The organism is Methanobrevibacter sp., from assembly GCF_017447225.1.
Lineage (GTDB): Archaea > Methanobacteriota > Methanobacteria > Methanobacteriales > Methanobacteriaceae > Methanocatella.
Window position 1 is genome coordinate 1 of the sequence record NZ_JAFSNZ010000036.1, and the last position, 19,899, is coordinate 19,899.

The following is a 19,899-nucleotide window of genomic DNA, read 5'->3' on the forward strand; positions in this document are numbered from 1 at the left end:
AACTTCTATTATAATGATTATATTGATTTTTCAAAATATTATGAATTTAGTGCATGTATATGAGATTGCCAATATATCAATAAAAATTACATTAAAATAAGCCCGAAATCAAGGTTAAATTTAAATAGTGGACAACACCATTATCTTCAATCCAATTAGTTACATTGTTCAGCAATTTTTTTGAACGAAGTCCAATTAGTCTTTTACAGGCCAATAATATAAATGGTGCTAGAATAATCATCACCAAGGCATGTGCAATTTCAATTGATGTTAAATTCTGATAAAAATCAACAAAACATGATAATGTAAGCAATTGTGAGGTTACAGCTGCCAAAAATAGCAGAATAAAATTTTCCAGATCAAACAATCTGAACAATTGAAAAATTTTTTTAAAGTTAAATGCCTGGAAAAAAGATCCCCTGTGCTGATACCTGTTGAGAAGGGCTGTGATTAATATTGCATATACTGCGATAAATAATGCGAAAAACACCGCAGCCAATAAGATATTATCAGACAAATGAATTTTACCCAAATGGAATAAATATGTAAGCAAAATACCATAAATTGCAACAGTTATAACGGCAAATTACCGATAATCCTTCCTTTATTTTCAATAGCTATCGTGTCTTCTATACGAACCCCGAATTTCCCTTCCAGGTATATTCCCGGTTCAACCGTAATGACCATTCCTTTTTCAATGATTGTCTTATCCCTTAAAGAAAATCCTGGAGTTTCATGAATATCCAAACCCAGACTATGACCTGTTGAATGAATGAACCTGTCGCCATAGCCATATTCAGTGATAATGTCTCTTGAAACTTTATCTATTTCACAGCATTTTAATCCTGGCTTTATTGCCTTGATTGCTTTATCATGAGCTTCACGAACGATATCAAATATCTCATACTGCTTTTCAGTGTAAACTATTGTCCTTGTATTGTCTGAACAGTATCCATTGAATTTAGCTCCCCAGTCAACAAGTATTGGAGTTTCCAAGGGTTTAGACTGCGGAATTGCATGAGGCAGGCTTGTATTGGCTCCACTCACCAAAATAGTGTCAAAGGATTCGCCTGATGCTCCGTTTTCAATCATCAGCCTGACCAGATCAAATGCCAGAACATCTTCATTTTCACTTCTTGAAGCAACATCCAACTCTTTAAAAGCAGTCTGTGCAATTTCTGTTGCCTTTTCAATGTTTTCAATCTCTGAATAATCTTTAATCATCCTTTGTTTATCAATATAATTTTTTGAAGTAATTTCAAAATCGTCCCTGAACTTTTCATAGTAACTGTAAACAAGACTTGGCTCGATGGCCAGATTTTTTATGCCTTCCTTTTTCATATCATCAATCATTATTTCAAATTTTTCGTATTCACGAACTTCGATTGACGAATCCCTTTTTGCGATTTCCATATCCATTTGTGAGGCATAAATTATCGGATTTTCCTTAATGATACAGAAAGCAAAACTGGTAGGTTTATAATTGGAAATATATTGAATATTTGTAAATTGTGTTAATAAGTAAGCCTGAATATTATCTTTTTCCATATCTTTTAGAATATTTTTTATGTGCATAGTTAAATATTTAGAAAAAACTTTTATATATAGAATTAGATATTTTAAAACTATGTTTAAAGTTACAACAAGTGAAATAAGAGATTTGATTATTGCATTCATTTTTATTTCCCTAAGTTTCTCAATCCTTTATTCAGGCCGTAATTTTGCTGCATTACAGCAAATATTTCCAATAGTAATGATTGGATTAGGTTTAGGATTTATATTGCATGAATTAGGACATAAATTCACTTCCATGCATTATGGTTATTGGGCCGAATTCAAGTTATGGCCTGCAGGATTGATATTCGCATTGGTATCATCATTTTTCGGCTTTGTTTTTGCGGCTCCAGGTGCAGTGTATACTTATGCCGGAAACTACTTGGATGACAAGACCAATGGAATCATATCCCTTGCAGGACCTGTTGTTAATATAGCGCTTGCATTAGTCTTTCTGTTTATTGCTGCTGCAGTTTATCCAAGCGCATTTTATGATGCAACAATGCAGTTCGTATTCATTGTATGTTCTCTAGGTTTTTCCACAAACAGTTATTTGGCTGTTTTCAACTTAATTCCAGTTTGGAATTTAGATGGATCAAAAGTACTCAGATGGAATATTGGTATTTGGCTAATTACTATTGCTATTGCAGGCATCATGACATTTATGTCAATGACAATGGGTGTTGAAAGTATAGTTAGAATTTTAATAGGATTTTAAAATGACATCAAAAGAGATTAAATATTTTAAAGGAACTCACAGGATAATTCCTCCAAGCGAAACTATTGCAAACAATGAAGATAAATGCAAGACTGCAGGAATTACCCGTATTACCGAGATTACACATTTGGACAGGATTGGCCTGCCCGTCTTTTCAGCAATCAGGCCAACATCACAGGAAGGGTCAATAAGCATTTATGGTGGGAAAGGAATAAGTGTGGAACATGCCAAGGCCTCAGCCATGATGGAAGGTTTTGAAAGATATTCTGCAGAAAGACAGGATGATGAAACAGTATTTGAAACCTTGAGAGATATTTCTTCAGAAAATGTTATCAATCCGAAATCCCTGAATTTACCGAAGGAATTTGAAAAAAAGGATGTTGATGACATTACACTTGAATGGAGTGTGTGTCATGATCTGATTAGTGGTGAAGACTTTTATGTTCCTTCAAATGCAATTTTTCACCCATATGATTTGGAGAATAATTCCGCTTTAAGCTTATTCAAATCAAACACCAATGGTCTTGCTTCTGGAAACAGTAAAGAGGAAGCTATATTGCACGGAATGTTTGAGGTCATTGAAAGGGATGCGTGGAGCATATTTGAGCTGACCCATAAGAATTCAAAACAGATTGATTTAAACAGCATTGAAAGCGATGTTGTAAATGATGCTCTTTTAAAATTCAGCGATAATGAAATAAACATTAAATTAATGGATTTGACAGCAGACATTAATGTACCGACAATAGCCGCATCTTCAGATGATACGCTGCTAAAAGATGCTGGACTTTTGACTTTGGGAATAGGAACTCATCTGGATCCTGAAGTTGCAATTTTAAGGGCATTGACAGAAGTGGCTCAAAGTCGGGCAACTCAAATTCATGGGGCTCGTGAAGATACAGTCAGGGCAGATTTTGCAAGAACCGCCGGTTATGAACGTATGAAAAGAATCAATAAACATTACTTCCAAGAAGAAGAAAATAAAATTAACTTAAGCGACATTGAAAATAGAAGCACTGACTCGATTACAAAAGATATTGATATTGTTCTGGACGAACTGAAAGCAAATGAAATAGAGCATGTCCTGTATTACGATTTGACACGCCCAGAACTTGATGTTAATGTTGTACGTGTTGTTATCCCGACCATGGAAGTTTATTCAATCGATCAAAGCCGTGCCGGATATAGATTTTTAAGAGTATGATTTTATGGTTAAAATTATAATTTACTGCGGATTATCCGTACCATATGATGAAGCAAAAGAAATTCTGGACTCCCATGATGATGTGGAAGTCATTTACAAAAGGCCAATTAAAAGAGGAGATTTGGGAGTTGACATAAAAGAAAACCCAGATATTATCGGCATTATTGATGGAGTATTTCACCAGAATTCATCTGTTGGCCACAAGGAGCTTTTAAAGGTCATTGACAGTGGAGTCATGGTTGTTGGTGCATCAAGCATGGGGGCCTTGAGAGCATCAGAGCTTGATTCACTTGGAATGATTGGTATCGGATATGTTTATGAGCAGTATGCCACAGGAAAAGTCGCATCAGATGATGACGTGGCAGTTATGCTTGACAGCGAAACACTTGAAAGCTTATCCGAACCCTTGATTAATATGGATTATGTTTTTACCAATGCAGTGAAAGAAAACATCATTTCACAAAGCCAAAAAGAGGAATTGATTCAAATTGCCAAATCAACTTTTTATCCAAAACGTAACTATGCACAAACATTGGCCAGTTCCAATTTAGATGATAATGTGAAATCCAAACTCATTGATTTTATCAGAACATCCCCTGATATTAAAAAAGAGGACGGTAAAGAGTTGCTCAGATATATTGCGGATATGGTGAAATGAAACTAGAAGAAAAGATTAATACTGTTGAAAAGATTTTAAAAGACAAAAAAGTAGCTGTCGGATTTTCCGGAGGTGCAGACAGCACTTTAATCACATATCTTGCATCAAAAGTAAGCAGTGATGTTTTGGCAATAACCATTGACAATCACTTATTTCAGGACAATTTCTTAAATCACACAAAAGATATGGCATCAAAATTTAAGGTAAAGCACCACATAATCGATTTAAACTTCTATGATAATGAAGATTTCTTGAAAAACTTACCTGACAGATGTCATTCATGCAGAAATATGATGTATTCAAAAATAAAAGAGTATGCTGAGGATAATGGCTTTGACTACATCTGTGATGGAAATAACATTAGCGATCTGGTTGTAGACAGACCAGGGATATTAATCACATATGCAATGGATTTCAAAACACCATTAATTGAAGCCAAATTAACTTCAAAAGAAATTCATGAATATCTGAATATAAACAATATCAAATATTCAAAATCAACCACATGCCTTGCAACAAGAATCAAAACCAATACTCCAATCACATCAGACAGGATTGATAAAATCCTGAAAAGTGAAAATTATCTTTCAAAAATAACCGGGAGTGAATTGGTCAAAGTTAGGGATTTTAATGAAATTGGTATATGTGAAGTAGAAGATATTTCAAAAATTGCAAAGATGAATTCATTAAATGAAATTAATGATAAATTAAAATCATATGGATATGAAAAAGTCTGCTTAAATTTGTCATCAATTGATGATAATGAGGAGATAATTATCGACTATGCAAATAATGGATTTTCATACCAACTGCCATTTACAGTAAACATCGAAAATACAAAAAAAGTTCTTGGAAAAAAAATAATCTGTGAAAATTCAGAAAAAATAGAATTGGAAAAAATATGCATAAATAAAAATGGTATGATTGAAGGCCATAATTATGAAGATTATGATGAAGCACTATTAGATTTTATGGACATATTGCCTCAAATCAGAAGAAATATCTAAACTACTTATTTTTCATTTCCATATATTTCTTTAAGACAATGTCCGGAGTTTCAATAACTTTATTATAAGTCTCATTGAATGGAGTCTTTTCATCATCACTTTCTGATGAGTTTCTAAGGCCGTTTAAAAATAATGTTTTGCCATCAATCTTAAATCCGATATCATCGGCTTCGACTTCAATTAGGTTGATTTCGATTTGAGAAGCTCTTTCCAAATCATCATCAGAGGTAACTTCATATTTTAGCTTTAAAGTTTTGTGGGGAGTTAGTTCATTAATAGTTCTTTTAATAACAGATTCAAAAAGTTCCAGGAACTTGACTACAGGAGGTAAGTCATTTGCCCACCAATACGCTAGAACAGAGTTCAGGACGATATGATGTTCCACATATTCATCTCTCCATCTGGCTCTAACGCCTACGGAACTGTCATCAACAATTTTAATAACTAAAACTGGACTAACCGCCATCTTATCACAGTTATTCTACTAAAGCTTTAATTAAGTCACTAGCTCTTACAAGACCAACTAAGTCTCCTTCAACACCAATAACTGGAATTTGCTCAATATGTAATGTTTTCATTTTTTTAGCACAATCTGAAACTTTTGTTTTAGAATTAGCTACTTCAACATTACCGACAGCAACATCACTGACAACTTTATCAGTGAATTTTAAATGATTCTTTTCAATGTATAATACGGAAGTACTGTCCCAAGACCATTTGTCTCCTTCAGTACCAACAGTGGAACTGTGTTCACTTCTTTCGGAAATAATTTCACTTTCAGCAATGAAATCAGTTTCAGTTAAGATTCCGGACAATTGAGCATCATCATTTAATGCCAAGATTGATTTGAGTCCAAATTGCTTCATGGATTCAAATGCAACATTCAATGGAGTTTTTTCCCATGTTGTAGGAACAGTAGTAATCATATAATTTTCAACAGCATCATCAATTTCAAGTTTAGTTAAAGCTTGAGATACTAAATCAAATGAAGTGATTATTCCAACTAATTCACCATCATCATTAACAACAGGAACTCTTCTTACATCATTTTCAATCATTCTTTTAGCAACATCAGTTACATCCTCATCAGGACTGGCTGTAATAAGATTCCTACTCATTAACATAGCAATTTGTTCTTCATCAGGATTATTAATTAAATCAGAACGGGTTACAACACCAACTAATCTGTTATCGTCTTCTTTAACAACAGGAAGAACTGCTTTATTTTCTTTTCTCATTAAGTCTAAAACTTTTTCTCTGCTTCCAGGAACGGAAACACTAACAACCTTTTTAGACATTACTCTTTTAACTAACATTAAAAACACCTTAATAGTAAATATGTAAATAATTATTAAATTAATGTACAATTAATACAGGGCATTTAGCTGTGTGAACAACCTTTTCACTGACACTGCCCAAAATAAATCTATCAAAACCAGATTTACCAGAACTGCCTATAACAATTAAATCGACATCCTCCTCAGAGGCCACATCCAATATAGATTTTGCAGGAGAACCCTCTTTGATAACTGGAGTTATTTTTACGTCTTCTTCATTCATATCTTCAAACTGTTTAAGATCTTTTTCACAACGATCTTTTAATATTTCATTTAATTGTTCTACTTCATCGTTTAAGGAAATCCCATTAATAAAATTATTTTCTGATACACTCAATGCAATAATTTCAGCGCCAGTAACTTTTGCTAAAAATATGGCATGTAATTGTGCTTTTTTTGCAAATTCAGACCCATCTGTTGGGACTAAAATCTTCTTGTACATATTTCCATCTCCAATAATATATGACTCTATATGTTCAATATATTATTGGTTTATAATTTTATTAATAGTATATAATATATTTTTTGTTTCTGAACGATTTATTACAGATAAATGAGGATTTTTAGAAAAACTTTCAATGACATTAAACTCTGCAATCTGGCCAATTTCAATATATGATTTGCCGAAATTAAAAGGACAGGCATTGGTAGTTGCCATTTTCAGAAGTTCACATGGATCTAAATAATCATTATATGTGACAGACATTAGTTTAAGCGTGAATTCCAGTTCTCTGAACATATTTGGTGAGTTAATCATTACATTGTCAGTTCCCAAAATTGGCTTAATGCCTGTTTTCAACATTTCATTTAAAGGAGCAATTCCCACATTCAATGTGGCGTTGGCTCTGGGACAGACAACAACATTGGCATCGGAATTTTTTATCAAATTCAAATCATTGTTTTTAGGATTGGTGCAGTGAACCAGCTGATTGAAGTTAGAATTGACACCTCGCTCAATTTCTGTCCTATTTAATTTGGCTAAAGAGTCAATTTGCGTAGACTCAGACTCGGCAACATGAATGGATGAAATCTTTCCTGCCTTTTTGCACTCTTCAACAATCAGATTTGCAACATCATCGCTAATCTCACCAAATCCACTTGGAGCAATACCGTCAGCTATTTTCAATAACTTGCGAATGGCTTTTCTAACTTCAGATAAATCCGGATCATCGCCATAGAAACTGTCGTCACGGCCGAGAATTATTGGAGTAATCGGAATGTCTTTTGAAGCCTTCCTTAAAAGTTTTACTCCGTTGATGCCCCCTTCACGATAATCAATGAAATGAGTAGTGCCTGATTTGACCATTTCCCACATAGTCCCTCTCATTGCTTCTATGACCGCTTCATCTTCAGCAGCAGCTAAAGCACGGTGTTTAACCCCATTAGGAGGCTTTACCATCTCACCTAAAGATAATCCATATCCTTCATCTTTAATTATTGAGTCACCAATATGAGTATGGCCGTTTAAAAAGGAAGGACATACTATTGCACCATCAACATCAATAATCCTGCCCTCATGGGCATTTTGAGAAATTTCTATGATAATTCCATCATCAACAACAATATTGGCCTTGATTGGATTGAGATTCAGACCTCTTAAAATAATTCCGTTAGCTACAGTAAACATTAAAAAAAAGTTTCTAATAAATAATACTTATAATTTTTCTTTGAAAATTTATGTAAAAACTAAAATCACCAACAATCAAATAAGTTTTTAAAACTTCTTTTTCTTTTTTATAAATCCTCAATTAAAAATTTATTAGATACTAACTATATACTATAATCATACCAAATTTATGAGGATGATTGAAATTAACTCTCAGGAAATAAGATATTTTTACAGAAATATTGTTAAAAGCGGAGACGTATTCCGTATCAAATATAACAATAAGGATTATGGAGAGTTTAAAAAATTATCCGACGCATTATACGAAAGAGATGCTCTTTTTTACTGTAATTTTGACTATGATTTGCTTGTTGAATGTGACCTTGAAAACAAGTATGAAAATATGACATTACCACCATTTCCGGAAAAGAGATCAAAAGGAAGAATAAAAGGAATAAAAGTTAACAAAAAAGAACGTGAAGGAGAAATCCTTTTTGATCACAAAAAAAGAGGATTTTATATTCAGAAAGGAGAAAACATTTTCGGATATTATTCATCAATGACAGAAGCCTTTTATTATAAAAAAATATTGATGGAAAACGATTGGGACGAAAATGCAATTAAAAGCAAGATTACACTTAGAATTGAAATTAATAAAAAACTTGACCTGAATAAGGAATATGAAGTAAAACTTAACTATTGCCCTAACTGCAGAAGCAAACTGAAAATTAACCAGGAAGAATGTCCTTCATGCGGAATTAACATAAAAGAATACCTGTATTCAAACTAAAAAAAGAGAAAAATTAATGAAGAATAATTATTCTTCACCAACATAGTCGTTTAATGATTTTACATTGATTTTATTATTTTGAACCGCTTCAATAGCGTTTAAAGCAGCTCTTGCACCAGCCAATGTGGTAACATAAGGAATTCCTAGCTCAATAGCTAAACGTCTAATGATATAACCGTCCTGAGCAGACTGTTTTCCTTCGGAAGTGTTAATAATCAAATCAATTTCTTTGTTTAAGATTGAATCCCTAATGTTAGGGGAACCCTGAGATACTTTTTTGACTTTTTCAACAGTATCAAGGCCTGTTGCATCAGCTGTTCCTGAAGTTGCGACAAGTTCAAATCCTAGTGTTGCTGCTTTTTCTGCAATTGGTCTGATTTTTTTCTTATCGTCTTCTTTAACACTGATGAATATTTTACCTTCTTTAGGTAAATCCATACCTGCTGAAAGTTGTGATTTGTAAAATGCCATTCCAAAGCTTTCATCAATACCTATACTTTCACCAGTAGATTTCATTTCAGGACCTAAAACAGTATCGGATTCAGGCAGTTTCAAGAATGGGAATACTGATTCTTTTACTGCAACATGATCAATCTTGATTTCTTTAGTTAAATTAAAGTCTTTGAGTTTAGCACCATTCATAATCCATGTAGCCACTTTAGCTAAAGGCACACCAATAGCTTTACTTACAAACGGAACAGTTCTACTTGCACGAGGATTTGCTTCAATGATATAGACCATTTCCTCATCAAGTTTTACTGCATATTGAATGTTCATCAAACCTTTAACATCAAGTTCCAATGCCAATTTTCTTGAATTCTCACGAATAGTGTCCAGGATGTGTGCCGGAATGGTTTGTGGCGGAATTACACATGCGGAGTCTCCTGAGTGAACTCCAGCTTCTTCAATGTGTTCCATGATTCCTGCAATGAATACATCTTCACCATCACATAAGATATCAACATCCAATTCGATTGCATCTTCAAGGAATTTATCAACAAGAATAGGGTGTTCCGGTGAAACCTTAACTGCCTCTTTCATATATTCCTCAAGCTCATTGTTGTCATAAACAATTTCCATAGCTCTTCCGCCGATAACATATGACGGACGTACCAGTACTGGGAATGTGATTTTTTCTGCAATTTCACGAGCTTCCTCAAAGGAATTAGCGGTTCCATAAGGAGCTTGGTGAATGTGTAATTTTTCTAAAAGTTCAGCGAACAATTCCCTGTCTTCTACCCTGTCAATACTTTCATATGGAGTTCCGAGGATTTTTACTCCAGCATTTGCCAAAGGCACAGCCAAGTTAATTGACGTTTGACCACCGAACTGGACAATGACGCCATCAGGTTTTTCCTGGTCGATTACTCCCATCACATCTTCAAAGGTAATTGGTTCGAAGAAGAGTTTGTCTGAAATATCATAATCTGTACTTACGGTTTCAGGGTTGTTGTTGATTAAGATTGTTTCAATTCCGTCCTCTTTTAAAGCTAATGATGAATGTACACAACAGTAATCGAACTCAATACCTTGACCGATTCTGATTGGACCTGCACCTAAAATAACAACTTTTTTCTTTGTTGTTGATGTGAGTTCATTTCCCGTATCATAGCTACTGTAGTAATAAGGAGTTTTAGCTTCAAATTCAGCAGCACAGGTATCTACCATCTTATAAGACTGTTTTATATTGTATCTTGAGAGTAAATTTCTGATATATTCTTCAGTCTGACCTGACAATTCAGCTAATCTTTTATTGGAGCAGCCGATTTGTTTTGCTTTTCTTAAGTATGCTTCATCATCCAATTTATCTGCAGTGACATCATTTTCGAAGTTTACGATATTTCTGATTTTGTATAAGAAGAATTTGTCAATGTTAGTTAATTTTTGGATTTTATCCAGATCCATTCCGTCCTTGATTGCTGAATAGATTTGGAAATAAATTACATCAGTAGGATTGGATAAGTCTTCTTCAGTGTATTCCATATATTCAAAACCGTCAAAGCCCATATCAAGTGATCTGAGTGCTTTTTGGAATGCTTCTTCAAAGGTTCTTCCGATAGCCATTACTTCACCTGTAGCTTTCATCTGAACGCCCACTTCACGGCTGATTCCTTTGAATTTGTCAAATGGCCATCTTGGGATTTTAACGACAACATAATCGATTGCAGGTTCAAATGAAGCTGGGGTTTCTTTGGTGATATCATTTCTGATTTCATCCAATGTCATTCCTAAAGCCACTTTAGAAGAGATTTTTGCAATAGGATAACCTGTAGCTTTGGATGCTAGTGCACTACTTCTTGATACACGAGGGTTTACTTCAATTACTTTATATTCATCAGTTTCAGGGTTTAAAGCGAATTGGATGTTACATCCACCGCGAATGCCCAATGCCCTTATGATTTTAATTGATGCATCACGCATTTTCTGAATGGTTTCATCACATAAGTTTTGAATCGGAGCAACAACAACACTGTCTCCTGTGTGAATACCCATAGGATCGATGTTTTCCATTGTACATACAATAATACAGGTATCTTCCTTATCCCTCATTACTTCAAATTCGATTTCTTTCCATCCGAGAACGGATTCGTCAATAAGAACCTGATTAATGAAACTCATATCCAAACCGTGATTAGCGATTTCGATTAATTCTTTTTCATTATGGGCAATTCCTCCACCAGTTCCACCTAAAGTGAATGCCGGTCTTACAATAACAGGATAGCCGATTTCTTCTACTGCCTTAAGTGCATCATCAACACTTTCAACAGCCTGACATTTTGGAATTTCCCCACCAATCTCTTCCATAAGATTAGCGAACAGGTCCCTGTCCTCCACATCCTTAATGGTTTGAACATCAGAACCTAAAACCTTAATTCCATCCAATAATCCTAAATCTCCAAGACCTGTTGCTATATTTAATCCGGTTTGTCCACCCATGGTTGGTAAAATAGCATCAACTTCTTCTTCCTCAATAATTTTAGCAACAATTTCCGGAGTCAATGGTTCTGTATAAACAGTATCTGCCATGTCAATATCAGTTTGAATAGTAGCCGGATTACTGTTAACAAGCACAGTTTCGATACCTTCTTCCCTTAGTGATTTACATGCTTGTGATCCAGAATAATCGAACTCAGCAGCTTGTCCGATTTGAATAGGCCCAGAACCAATAATTAATACTTTTTTAATATCTTTATCTACTGGCATATCTAATCCTCTTTTAATTAATTAATAATCTTCCATCATTTGATTGAATTCGTCAAAAATGCTCCTTGTATCATTTGGACCAGGTCCTGCTTCAGGATGGTATTGTATACAATGTAGCGGCAATTCCTTATGGGAAATACCTTCAGGAGTTCCATCATTTAAATTAATTTGGGTTAAAACCAAATCAGTTTCTTTCAATGATTCCTTATCAATGGTGAACCCGTGATTTTGTGATGTGATAAATACTTTTCCAGTGTTTAAATCTTTAACTGGCTGATTTTCTCCTCTGTGTCCAAATTTCATTTTATAAGATTTAGCTCCAAAAGATTTTGCAATTAACTGCTGTCCCATACAGATACCAAAAATAGGTAATCTGTTGGATAGTTTTTTCATGGTTTCGATTGTTTCAGTTACCCTGTCGGGATTTCCCGGTCCTGAAGTAATCATCAACCCACTAGGAGAGTAATCTAAAATAGTTTTATAGTCAGTGTCATATGGGAATAAAACTACTCCAATATCCCTTTCTAAAAATGAGTTAATAATATTCTTTTTAACACCACAATCAATTAATGCAACTTTCTTATCAGCATCCTCATTGAAAACTTTAATTTCTTTTGTTGAAACTTCAGGAACAACATCCCTGTCTTCAATGCTTGGCTGTGATTTTGCCATTTCAATTAATTTATCATCAGATATATCTTCAGTGGTGATAGCTGCTTTAAGAGAACCTCTTTCACGAATTTTTAAAGTTAAATCTCTTGTATCAACTCCACTGATACCTGGAGTCTTAAATTCTTTTAAAAATTCATCTAAAGTTTTTTGAGGTCCGAAATTGGATAATTCACGACAAACTTCACGACAAACAAAACCTTCAACCTGAATCTTATCAGATTGATACCAGTCTTCACTTACCCCATGATTTCCCTCTAAAGGATAAGTGGACATCAATATCTCTCCTTTAAAAGACGGATCAGTCAGGGATTCAGTATAACCACCCATACCTGTTGAAAAAACAAGTTCTCCGAGTTTAGTTGTCTCATAACCAAATCCTTCTCCTTTTATAACAGTTCCATCTTCCAAAGCTAATTTAGCTATTTTTACCATTAAATCACCATTATATAAAAAAATATAAAAATTATCTATCTCTATTATATATCTTTTACAATATTATTAAAAGTTTGTTTTTTGCAAAAAAATGGTAAAAAAAGAATTGTGATTAACAAATCACAAATATTTAAGAACCTTATTTCCATTATCTGTTAGCTTATACAATCTGCCCTTACGAACATTAGGGGTTGCGCAAACAACAAGATTTTTCTTTCTTAAATCTGCCAGAATATTAGATATATGATTAGTGCGAATATCCAGCGCATCACCAATTTCAGTAGGAGTTTTCAAATCATAACTAAGAAATTTGATAATGTCTTTTCTGCGATTTGATGCACGGACATATGCAACTAATTCCAGAAACTCTTCATCTTCATGCATAAATAAATATTTATAATAAGTATATACTATTGATATATATCACTTAACACACTCATAACATACCCATGACAAACACTTAATTCACTTCTGATTTTGAGGGAGAAAATGGATGAAAATTTGATTAATATTTTAGACGACTTCAGGAAGATGAAAATTGACTATGACATCGAACGATTTAAACTGATGTCATACCAACTGGAAAATCTCATAAACGAATATGAATCATTAACAAGAATAAGACAGGAAATCCAGGAAAAATACTTTGCCGCAATTGACAATATAAAAGACAATGAAATTGATATGGACATTGATTATTCAAGATGGGAAAAGGTAAGGTTGGATGAAGACTCATACTGGAAAGAGGAATTGGACGAACTGTCTGAAATGAAATATGAAATCGATGAAGCAATAAAACTATTGAAAAATGGTGAGATTGAAAAGCTATTAATTGAAGAAGAAGAAAAATTAACCGGTGATAAGGTTAAAAAATAGTTAATCTATTTTTAAACTGAAATCAAGGCTTCTGGAAGAATGGGTGAGGCCACCTATTGAGATGATATCAACACCAAGATCAAGATAATCCTTAATGTTGTCTTCATTAATTCCGCCGGATATTTCAATTAAGGAATTTTGGCGTATGCCTCTTTTTTCCAGTTCAGCCAAAACCTCACTGACCTGCAGATGATTCATGTTATCCAGCATCACAATATCCGCATTATTTTCAACACAGGCAACTGCATCATCAAGTGTTTCAACCTCAATTTCAATTTTTTTAGAAAAGCTGGCGTTTTTCTGTGCCTTTTTAAGAGCATCCAATGGAGTTCCGACAATAGCTATATGATTATCCTTTATTAAAAGCATGTCATCCAAACTGAATCTGTGAGTATCTGCACCGCCGATTTTTAAAGCCATTTTATCATATTTTCCTATTGCAGGTTGGGTTTTGCGAGTTCCTGCAATGATGACTTTTCCATCAGCCAAGTTAACATACCTGTTTGCAGCACTTGCCACACCGCTCATGCGCATCAGTAAATTCAAAGCAGTTCTCTCAACCAATAATATATCTCGGGCATTTCCATGAATGAACATCAACAAGTCGCCTTTTTTGATTTCACAGCCGTCATTCATATGAAACATGACTCTAACATTTCTTGATTCGAACAGTTCTTTAGCTACATTAATGCCTGCCAAAATACCCTCATCTTTTGAAACAATATATGCATTTACTTCATCCAATTCATCAATAACACTGTTTGAAGTCACATCTCCAAACCCTTCATCTTCTTCAAGCATATATTCAAGTATTTTATCCACATCATCACCTTAAAAAAATTTAATATATTAATTAAAATATATATTTAAATTACAATATAAAATAAGTGATTAAATTATGGAAATTACATTTTTAGGAACGTCATCTGCAGTTCATTCTTATTCAAGAAGCCATCCTTCAATTGCCCTTAAAGCTTTTGGAGAGACCATACTATTTGACTGTGGTGAAGGGACGCAAAGACAATTGATTTATGCAAAAATAAGTCCGATGAAAATTTCCAAGATTTTCATAACGCATTACCATGGAGACCATATACTGGGAATTCCTGGATTGTTGCAGTCAATGAATTTCAGGGGACGCGAAAGCAAATTAACGATTTACGGACCGGAAGGCCTTGATAATTTACGCCAGGCAATATCCCACCTTGGATTTCCTAACTTTGACTTTCCATTGGAATGGGTTGAAATTGACTCAGGAACAATAATTGAAAATGAGGAATACATAATAAAAGCACAAAGAGTCAAACACAATACATTAACTTTAGCTTATTCTGTTGAAGAACTTAAAAAACCAAGATTTTTACGTGAAAAGGCAATTGAACTGGGAGTTCCTGAAGGACCTTTGTTCGGAAAACTCCACAATGGAATTCCAGTTGAAGTAAATGGTGAAATCATACAACCCGAACAGGTTTTGGGTCCACCACGAAAAGGCAATAAACTGACTTATTCCGGAGATACCGTACCTTGTGAAGAGATGATTGAATTTTCAAAGAACTCCACCATTTTAATTCATGAATCAACATACAAAGCCGAAGACAGAGACAAAGCAGACCTGCATGCTCATTCCACTTCAACTGATGCTGCAAATATTGCACTGCAATCAGGCTCAAAAGAGCTGATATTAACTCACATCAGTACAAGATATACTGAATTGGACGATATGCTAAAAGAATCAAAAGAAATATTTGAAAAAACAAGAATTGCCAAAGATTTGATGAAAGTGGAGTTATAATATGATTTTTCCGGTGAACCCTTTAGAAACTACTCTGATGATTATTGCCATAATAGTTATAACAACAATAATAGCCAGAATTATTACAAGACTATTGAATAGATTTGAGCGCTTTAAGGATGATATGACCGGAATATATCTTATCAGAGATCTTATCGTGTACATAATTTATTTTATTGCTTTGATGGAAATTTTAAGTCTGTTTGGAATTAACTTATATGGCACATTATTGAGTTTAGGTATTGTGGGTATTGCAGTGAGTTTAGCAGCCAAAGACATAATATCCAATTTATTTTCAGGAATCATACTTATCCTAGGAAAAAGCATCAGAGTAGGAGATACTATCGAGCTGAATAATACAAAAGGAGTGATAGAAAGTATCCACTTGCGCACAACCACAATAAAAGATGATGATGGCATAGTCAGTACAATACCGAATTCAACTCTTACAAATAACTTGTTCAAATTATATAAGGCTCCTGAAAAGTACCGTATTAATATATTGGCAGGATTACCATTGAATATTGATTTGGATGAATTTAATGAATATATCATTAAAGAAATTAAACAGCTGGATGATGTTTTGGACAATCCAGAACCAAGGATTTATGCAAAAGGTATAACATTTGAAGAAACAAACATTAAAGTATCATTTTGGATAAAAGACTATAATAATAAAGATGATGATAAATTAATTATTACTAATAAAATAAGAGAATTTTCGAATAGGTGAAACGATGAGCATACAGGATGAAATAAAAGAATTGAAAGAGGAGAAAAATGCAATTATCCTTGCACATAATTACCAGCCAAAAGAAATTCAGGAAATCGCTGATTTTTTAGGTGACTCATTGGAATTATGTATTAAAGCATCTGAAATCGATGATAAGGATTTAGTTGTATTTTGTGGTGTCGATTTTATGGCAGAAACTGCATATATATTAAATCCGGACAAAAAAATTGTCATTCCAGATTTAGAGGCGGAATGTCCAATGGCTCATATGTTGCCTGAAGAAGAACTGTTGAAATCCATCGAAGAGCATCCTGATGCTGGAGTAATCCTTTATGTAAACAGTATTGCTGAGGCAAAACAACATGCAGACACATTATGTACCTCTGCCAATGCAGTCAAAGTAACTGAAAGTTTACCTCATGAAAAAATCCTATTTGGACCAGACAATAATTTAGGAGCACATGTTCAGCAAAAAATCGACAAGGAAATCATCCCGACACCAAAAGGCGGACACTGCTATGTTCACAAACTGTTCCATGTTGAAGATGTTGAACTTAAACGTGAACAATACCCTAATGCGATTATCATCTGCCACCCCGAATGTAATATGAACGTTCAGGAAGCTTGTGATGAAGTACTGTCCACCGGAGGAATGTTAAAGTTCATTGCGGAAAGCGATGCTGAAGAATTTGTTATCGGGACAGAAATCGACATGATTACAAGAATTAACTCTGAAATCCCTGGAAAAAAACTTTATCCTTTGCTTGAAGGAGCAATCTGTGAAACAATGAAACTTCACACATTGGAAAAAGTCAGAGATGCATTGAAAAATGAGTCTCCCGAAGTTACTGTTCCTGATGAAGTGGCAAGCAAATCTTTAAAAGCAGTACAGCATATGCTTGATGCATCAAAATAGCTAGTTTATTTCTAGCTTAAAATTTCTTTATTATTATTTTTCAACAAATTCCCTAATCTTATCTTCAATTTTATATAGGGAATCAGCTTCATTGGATTTGTTGGAAGCATCCAACAATATAAATTCGGAACCTTCAACAGCTTCATGAATTGGTATTGAATCATATTCAGGAACAGAAAGGTTATTATTTTTAACACCAATGACCAAAAGCCTGCATTTTATTTTATTTAACTGTGATGTTAAATCCAAAGACAATATGAACTCATTAGCTTTTTTCATATCAAAGATATCCCTAAATAAACCTTCATCGCGGAAATTTTCTAAAGAGACATCTATTTCCTGAGGAGATAATGAATAAATATAATTTATTGGAAAACTCAATAAATAATGAAGCTGTGAAAGCAAAATTAATGCTTGGGACATTGATTTATGATAAACATCCTCCTGATTTTGGATTGAAGTTTCAAGTATGTTGGTTGATAGTTTAGAAAAAACATATTTAAAACCGGAATTTATATGTGAACTTGCAAAATGAATAACAAACTCCATATCTTCAGGATAATGAATAGCCCATCCTAAAGCAATAGATCCGCCAAAAGAATAACCAAAAATACCTTTAATCTTTTTAATTTCTGGAAATTTTTCCTTTAAGAATTGTCTTTGAAAATTAACCAAATCTTCCATTTCATAAGAAGGAAAATCATTTTTTAATTCTGAAACCGATGGGGAAAATGAGTTTGAAAAGCCCAGTGATGTGATGGAAATAATGAAATAATCCTCTTGATTGAATAATTTATCCCTGCCAAATATCTGATTAAAATCATGAATGGATGAGTAGTCATCAAAAAAACCGTGGCAGAAAAGAATTGCATTAATCATATTGCCATTTTCATCATATTTCGGAGTTCCCATACTCCCATAATCAACAACAGCATCTTCAACAATTGTGCCATCATTAAATTCAAATTTCTCAATAAAATATTGTTCATTTTTTAAGAAATATTTCTCTTTATCCATTTCATCTACCATAAATACTGCTTAATGAATAATTGATAATAATCAATATTTATAATTTACTTAAAAAATTAGTAACAAATATGAAATATTCAACAAAACTGTTAAAAAATATCAAAAATATATGAAAAATGTTCATATATCTTCTAAAAAGCCAGATAAAAAAACGTTCATTTCGATTTCTTCACGCGCTATAAAATCATCGAGCCTTATCTTGGCCACATCACTTTGAAAAGGGAAAATATCTTCAAAATACAGCCTTATTTTAATAATATCTTCATTAATTGAAGTTTCTTCATCCAGATTTTCATGGAGATATTTCATTTGATTTGACAATAATCCGCTTACTTCATAATCTATGAAGGGAATTTCAACATTTTCATCAAAATCGGTTATTTTTACAATCATTTTACTCACCGAAATTTTTCATAAATTCGTTTAATTCATCAGCAATAGTTTCTAGTTCATTGAAGCATAAATGGCCGAGTTGGGAGTCCATTATAACAATTTGAGAGCCTTTAATCATTTCAGACATAGGGATTCCATCAAGTTCCGGTGGAAAATGAGGATCTTGAGCACAGGAAATGATAAATGTCTTTGATTTAATCTTGTCCAAGTCATTTTCAACATCATAATTCATGCAAGCTTCATTGCAATATTTAATGTCATATACATCCAAAAATAAGCTTTCTTCACCATACTCCTCAAAATTTTGAGACAATTCGTCCTTTGGAGTTGCCCTTAATGCTTCTTTGGAAACACCAAAATTAAATTCGGCCAAACTGGCTAAGCGGATTGTTCTTTTAATGGAATCGTTTGAAATGCCATTTTCATAATTCTCATCAGAAGTGATGATTTCATTCACGAATTTGGACAGTATATAATCATGACCTGCAACCTTGTAACTGCTTACACCAGGCATAATAAAATCTGCAAAGTCAGGGTATAATATAGCTGAAGTTAATGCAACAAAACCGCCCATGGAATTGCCTATAATACCCAAAACATGATTGATGTTGAATTTTTCAGCCAAAAACTGCTTTTGAAAGTTAACTACATCCTCTATTGTGTAGCTTGGAAATTTATTCTTTAACCCCGTAGAAGATGGAGAACATGACCCTGGAGAACCTAAAGCAGAAATTGATATGAAGAAATATTTATTTTCATCAAAAGGAGCATTTTCATGAATTAAAGGAAAAATCTTTTTTACAGATGTGAAATTGCCTAAAGAACCATGACAATAAACAATAGCATTAGTAATAAGATTTCCATCATATTTAGGAGTTCCAAATGTCATAAATTCAACATTCACAGTTTTTAAAACTTCACCATTTGTAAATTCAAATGAATCCATCACAAACGTTTCCCTTTTCTGTTCAAAATATT

Annotated in this window: 22 protein-coding genes; 9 read left to right on the plus strand and 13 right to left on the minus strand. The window is 33.6% G+C overall.

Going from position 1 to position 19,899, the window contains the following annotated elements; translation table 11 throughout:
- Positions 1-91: 91 nt before the first annotated feature.
- Positions 92-517, minus strand: a complete 426-nt coding sequence (locus tag IJQ68_RS03440; RefSeq protein WP_292796975.1) for a hypothetical protein — start codon at positions 515-517, stop codon at positions 92-94.
- 56 nt (positions 518-573) lie between these two features.
- Positions 574-1,575, minus strand: coding sequence for a M24 family metallopeptidase (locus IJQ68_RS03445; protein ID WP_292796977.1), 1,002 nt, complete (start codon positions 1,573-1,575; stop codon positions 574-576).
- A 52-nt stretch (positions 1,576-1,627) separates the two neighbouring features.
- On the opposite strand from IJQ68_RS03445, the gene IJQ68_RS03450 reads away from it, so the two are divergent.
- The 4 genes from IJQ68_RS03450 to IJQ68_RS03465 are packed head-to-tail and all read left to right on the plus strand — an operon-like array spanning position 1,628 to position 5,141.
- Positions 1,628-2,272 carry a site-2 protease family protein gene (locus tag IJQ68_RS03450; RefSeq protein ID WP_292796979.1) on the plus strand — a complete coding sequence of 215 codons (645 nt, stop codon included), beginning with the start codon at positions 1,628-1,630 and terminating at the stop codon, positions 2,270-2,272.
- A 1-nt stretch (position 2,273) separates the two neighbouring features.
- Positions 2,274-3,476, plus strand: coding sequence for a YcaO-related McrA-glycine thioamidation protein (locus tag IJQ68_RS03455; RefSeq protein WP_292796982.1), 1,203 nt, complete (start codon positions 2,274-2,276; stop codon positions 3,474-3,476).
- Between the two features lie 4 nt (positions 3,477-3,480).
- Positions 3,481-4,134: a TfuA-related McrA-glycine thioamidation protein gene (locus IJQ68_RS03460; protein ID WP_292796984.1), complete on the plus strand. Its 654-nt coding sequence runs from the start codon at positions 3,481-3,483 to the stop codon at positions 4,132-4,134.
- On the plus strand, positions 4,131-5,141 hold the full coding sequence (locus IJQ68_RS03465) for a 7-cyano-7-deazaguanine synthase (RefSeq protein WP_292796987.1): 1,011 nt from the start codon (positions 4,131-4,133) through the stop codon (positions 5,139-5,141). Before IJQ68_RS03460 ends, IJQ68_RS03465 begins: the two co-directional genes overlap by 4 nt.
- A gap of 1 nt (position 5,142) precedes the next feature.
- Here IJQ68_RS03465 and IJQ68_RS03470 read toward each other — a convergent pair whose 3' ends face one another.
- From IJQ68_RS03470 to IJQ68_RS03485, 4 genes are read right to left on the minus strand one after another with little or no spacing between them, the layout of a single operon-like run.
- Entirely contained in the window at positions 5,143-5,607 is a 465-nt protein-coding gene (locus IJQ68_RS03470) for a hypothetical protein (RefSeq protein WP_292796989.1), read from the minus strand.
- Positions 5,608-5,617: 10 nt separating this feature from the next.
- Positions 5,618-6,457, minus strand: a complete 840-nt coding sequence (locus IJQ68_RS03475) for a CBS domain-containing protein (protein ID WP_292796992.1) — start codon at positions 6,455-6,457, stop codon at positions 5,618-5,620.
- A 40-nt stretch (positions 6,458-6,497) separates the two neighbouring features.
- A complete protein-coding gene (locus IJQ68_RS03480) occupies positions 6,498-6,920 on the minus strand; it encodes a universal stress protein (RefSeq protein ID WP_292796995.1) in 423 nt (140 codons plus the stop codon).
- A gap of 42 nt (positions 6,921-6,962) precedes the next feature.
- The gene (locus IJQ68_RS03485) at positions 6,963-8,105 is read right to left on the minus strand and encodes an amidohydrolase family protein (RefSeq protein WP_292796998.1); all 1,143 of its coding nucleotides are present in this window, start codon (positions 8,103-8,105) and stop codon (positions 6,963-6,965) included.
- Between the two features lie 175 nt (positions 8,106-8,280).
- On the opposite strand from IJQ68_RS03485, the gene IJQ68_RS03490 reads away from it, so the two are divergent.
- A complete protein-coding gene (locus IJQ68_RS03490) occupies positions 8,281-8,874 on the plus strand; it encodes a zinc ribbon domain-containing protein (RefSeq protein ID WP_292797001.1) in 594 nt (197 codons plus the stop codon).
- A gap of 27 nt (positions 8,875-8,901) precedes the next feature.
- Here the strand turns inward: IJQ68_RS03490 and carB are convergent, their stop codons facing one another.
- The 3 genes from carB to IJQ68_RS03505 all read right to left on the minus strand — a co-directional run bounded on the left by carB (position 8,902) and on the right by IJQ68_RS03505 (position 13,566).
- A complete protein-coding gene (gene carB / locus IJQ68_RS03495) occupies positions 8,902-12,078 on the minus strand; it encodes a carbamoyl-phosphate synthase large subunit (protein ID WP_292797003.1) in 3,177 nt (1,058 codons plus the stop codon).
- A 21-nt stretch (positions 12,079-12,099) separates the two neighbouring features.
- On the minus strand, positions 12,100-13,182 hold the full coding sequence (carA, locus tag IJQ68_RS03500) for a glutamine-hydrolyzing carbamoyl-phosphate synthase small subunit (protein ID WP_292797006.1): 1,083 nt from the start codon (positions 13,180-13,182) through the stop codon (positions 12,100-12,102).
- A 120-nt stretch (positions 13,183-13,302) separates the two neighbouring features.
- Entirely contained in the window at positions 13,303-13,566 is a 264-nt protein-coding gene (locus IJQ68_RS03505) for a transcriptional regulator (protein WP_292797009.1), read from the minus strand.
- Between the two features lie 105 nt (positions 13,567-13,671).
- Here IJQ68_RS03505 and IJQ68_RS03510 point away from each other — a divergent pair, with 105 nt between their 5' ends.
- Complete coding sequence (locus tag IJQ68_RS03510; RefSeq protein ID WP_292797012.1) at positions 13,672-14,058, plus strand: hypothetical protein; 387 nt, start codon at positions 13,672-13,674, stop codon at positions 14,056-14,058.
- Here the strand turns inward: IJQ68_RS03510 and nadC are convergent, their stop codons facing one another.
- Complete coding sequence (nadC, locus tag IJQ68_RS03515) at positions 14,059-14,880, minus strand: carboxylating nicotinate-nucleotide diphosphorylase (protein ID WP_292797015.1); 822 nt, start codon at positions 14,878-14,880, stop codon at positions 14,059-14,061. It lies immediately after the preceding gene.
- 76 nt (positions 14,881-14,956) lie between these two features.
- Here nadC and rnz point away from each other — a divergent pair, with 76 nt between their 5' ends.
- The 3 genes from rnz to nadA are packed head-to-tail and all read left to right on the plus strand — an operon-like array spanning position 14,957 to position 17,499.
- Entirely contained in the window at positions 14,957-15,850 is an 894-nt protein-coding gene (gene rnz / locus IJQ68_RS03520) for a ribonuclease Z (RefSeq protein WP_292797017.1), read from the plus strand.
- Between the two features lies 1 nt (position 15,851).
- Positions 15,852-16,583: a mechanosensitive ion channel family protein gene (locus tag IJQ68_RS03525; protein WP_292797020.1), complete on the plus strand. Its 732-nt coding sequence runs from the start codon at positions 15,852-15,854 to the stop codon at positions 16,581-16,583.
- Between the two features lie 4 nt (positions 16,584-16,587).
- Positions 16,588-17,499, plus strand: a complete 912-nt coding sequence (nadA, locus tag IJQ68_RS03530) for a quinolinate synthase NadA (RefSeq protein ID WP_292797022.1) — start codon at positions 16,588-16,590, stop codon at positions 17,497-17,499.
- A 33-nt stretch (positions 17,500-17,532) separates the two neighbouring features.
- On the opposite strand, the gene IJQ68_RS03535 is transcribed toward nadA, so the two are convergent.
- The 3 genes from IJQ68_RS03535 to IJQ68_RS03545 all read right to left on the minus strand — a co-directional run bounded on the left by IJQ68_RS03535 (position 17,533) and on the right by IJQ68_RS03545 (position 19,867).
- Entirely contained in the window at positions 17,533-18,528 is a 996-nt protein-coding gene (locus tag IJQ68_RS03535) for an alpha/beta fold hydrolase (protein WP_292797025.1), read from the minus strand.
- A 120-nt stretch (positions 18,529-18,648) separates the two neighbouring features.
- Positions 18,649-18,921: a DUF5750 family protein gene (locus IJQ68_RS03540; protein ID WP_292797028.1), complete on the minus strand. Its 273-nt coding sequence runs from the start codon at positions 18,919-18,921 to the stop codon at positions 18,649-18,651.
- Between the two features lies 1 nt (position 18,922).
- Positions 18,923-19,867 carry an alpha/beta fold hydrolase gene (locus tag IJQ68_RS03545; RefSeq protein WP_292797030.1) on the minus strand — a complete coding sequence of 315 codons (945 nt, stop codon included), beginning with the start codon at positions 19,865-19,867 and terminating at the stop codon, positions 18,923-18,925.
- Positions 19,868-19,899 lie beyond the last annotated feature (32 nt).

Excerpts from the sequence above, each read along its gene's own strand:
- IJQ68_RS03445 (WP_292796977.1), bottom strand. The coding sequence starts at position 1,575 with ATGCACATAAAAAATATTCTAAAAGATATGGAAAAAGATAATATTCAG.
- IJQ68_RS03510 (WP_292797012.1), top strand. The coding sequence starts at position 13,672 with ATGGATGAAAATTTGATTAATATTTTAGACGACTTCAGGAAGATGAAA.
- IJQ68_RS03525 (WP_292797020.1), top strand. The coding sequence starts at position 15,852 with ATGATTTTTCCGGTGAACCCTTTAGAAACTACTCTGATGATTATTGCC.
- carB (WP_292797003.1), bottom strand. The coding sequence starts at position 12,078 with ATGCCAGTAGATAAAGATATTAAAAAAGTATTAATTATTGGTTCTGGG.
- IJQ68_RS03480 (WP_292796995.1), bottom strand. The coding sequence starts at position 6,920 with ATGTACAAGAAGATTTTAGTCCCAACAGATGGGTCTGAATTTGCAAAA.
- carA (WP_292797006.1), bottom strand. The coding sequence starts at position 13,182 with ATGGTAAAAATAGCTAAATTAGCTTTGGAAGATGGAACTGTTATAAAA.
- IJQ68_RS03540 (WP_292797028.1), bottom strand. The coding sequence starts at position 18,921 with ATGATTGTAAAAATAACCGATTTTGATGAAAATGTTGAAATTCCCTTC.
- IJQ68_RS03505 (WP_292797009.1), bottom strand. The coding sequence starts at position 13,566 with ATGCATGAAGATGAAGAGTTTCTGGAATTAGTTGCATATGTCCGTGCA.
- rnz (WP_292797017.1), top strand. The coding sequence starts at position 14,957 with ATGGAAATTACATTTTTAGGAACGTCATCTGCAGTTCATTCTTATTCA.
- IJQ68_RS03450 (WP_292796979.1), top strand. The coding sequence starts at position 1,628 with ATGTTTAAAGTTACAACAAGTGAAATAAGAGATTTGATTATTGCATTC.
- IJQ68_RS03485 (WP_292796998.1), bottom strand. The coding sequence starts at position 8,105 with ATGTTTACTGTAGCTAACGGAATTATTTTAAGAGGTCTGAATCTCAAT.
- IJQ68_RS03490 (WP_292797001.1), top strand. The coding sequence starts at position 8,281 with ATGATTGAAATTAACTCTCAGGAAATAAGATATTTTTACAGAAATATT.
- IJQ68_RS03465 (WP_292796987.1), top strand. The coding sequence starts at position 4,131 with ATGAAACTAGAAGAAAAGATTAATACTGTTGAAAAGATTTTAAAAGAC.
- IJQ68_RS03470 (WP_292796989.1), bottom strand. The coding sequence starts at position 5,607 with ATGGCGGTTAGTCCAGTTTTAGTTATTAAAATTGTTGATGACAGTTCC.
- IJQ68_RS03545 (WP_292797030.1), bottom strand. The coding sequence starts at position 19,867 with ATGGATTCATTTGAATTTACAAATGGTGAAGTTTTAAAAACTGTGAAT.
- IJQ68_RS03535 (WP_292797025.1), bottom strand. The coding sequence starts at position 18,528 with ATGGTAGATGAAATGGATAAAGAGAAATATTTCTTAAAAAATGAACAA.
- IJQ68_RS03455 (WP_292796982.1), top strand. The coding sequence starts at position 2,274 with ATGACATCAAAAGAGATTAAATATTTTAAAGGAACTCACAGGATAATT.
- nadA (WP_292797022.1), top strand. The coding sequence starts at position 16,588 with ATGAGCATACAGGATGAAATAAAAGAATTGAAAGAGGAGAAAAATGCA.
- IJQ68_RS03475 (WP_292796992.1), bottom strand. The coding sequence starts at position 6,457 with ATGTTAGTTAAAAGAGTAATGTCTAAAAAGGTTGTTAGTGTTTCCGTT.
- IJQ68_RS03460 (WP_292796984.1), top strand. The coding sequence starts at position 3,481 with ATGGTTAAAATTATAATTTACTGCGGATTATCCGTACCATATGATGAA.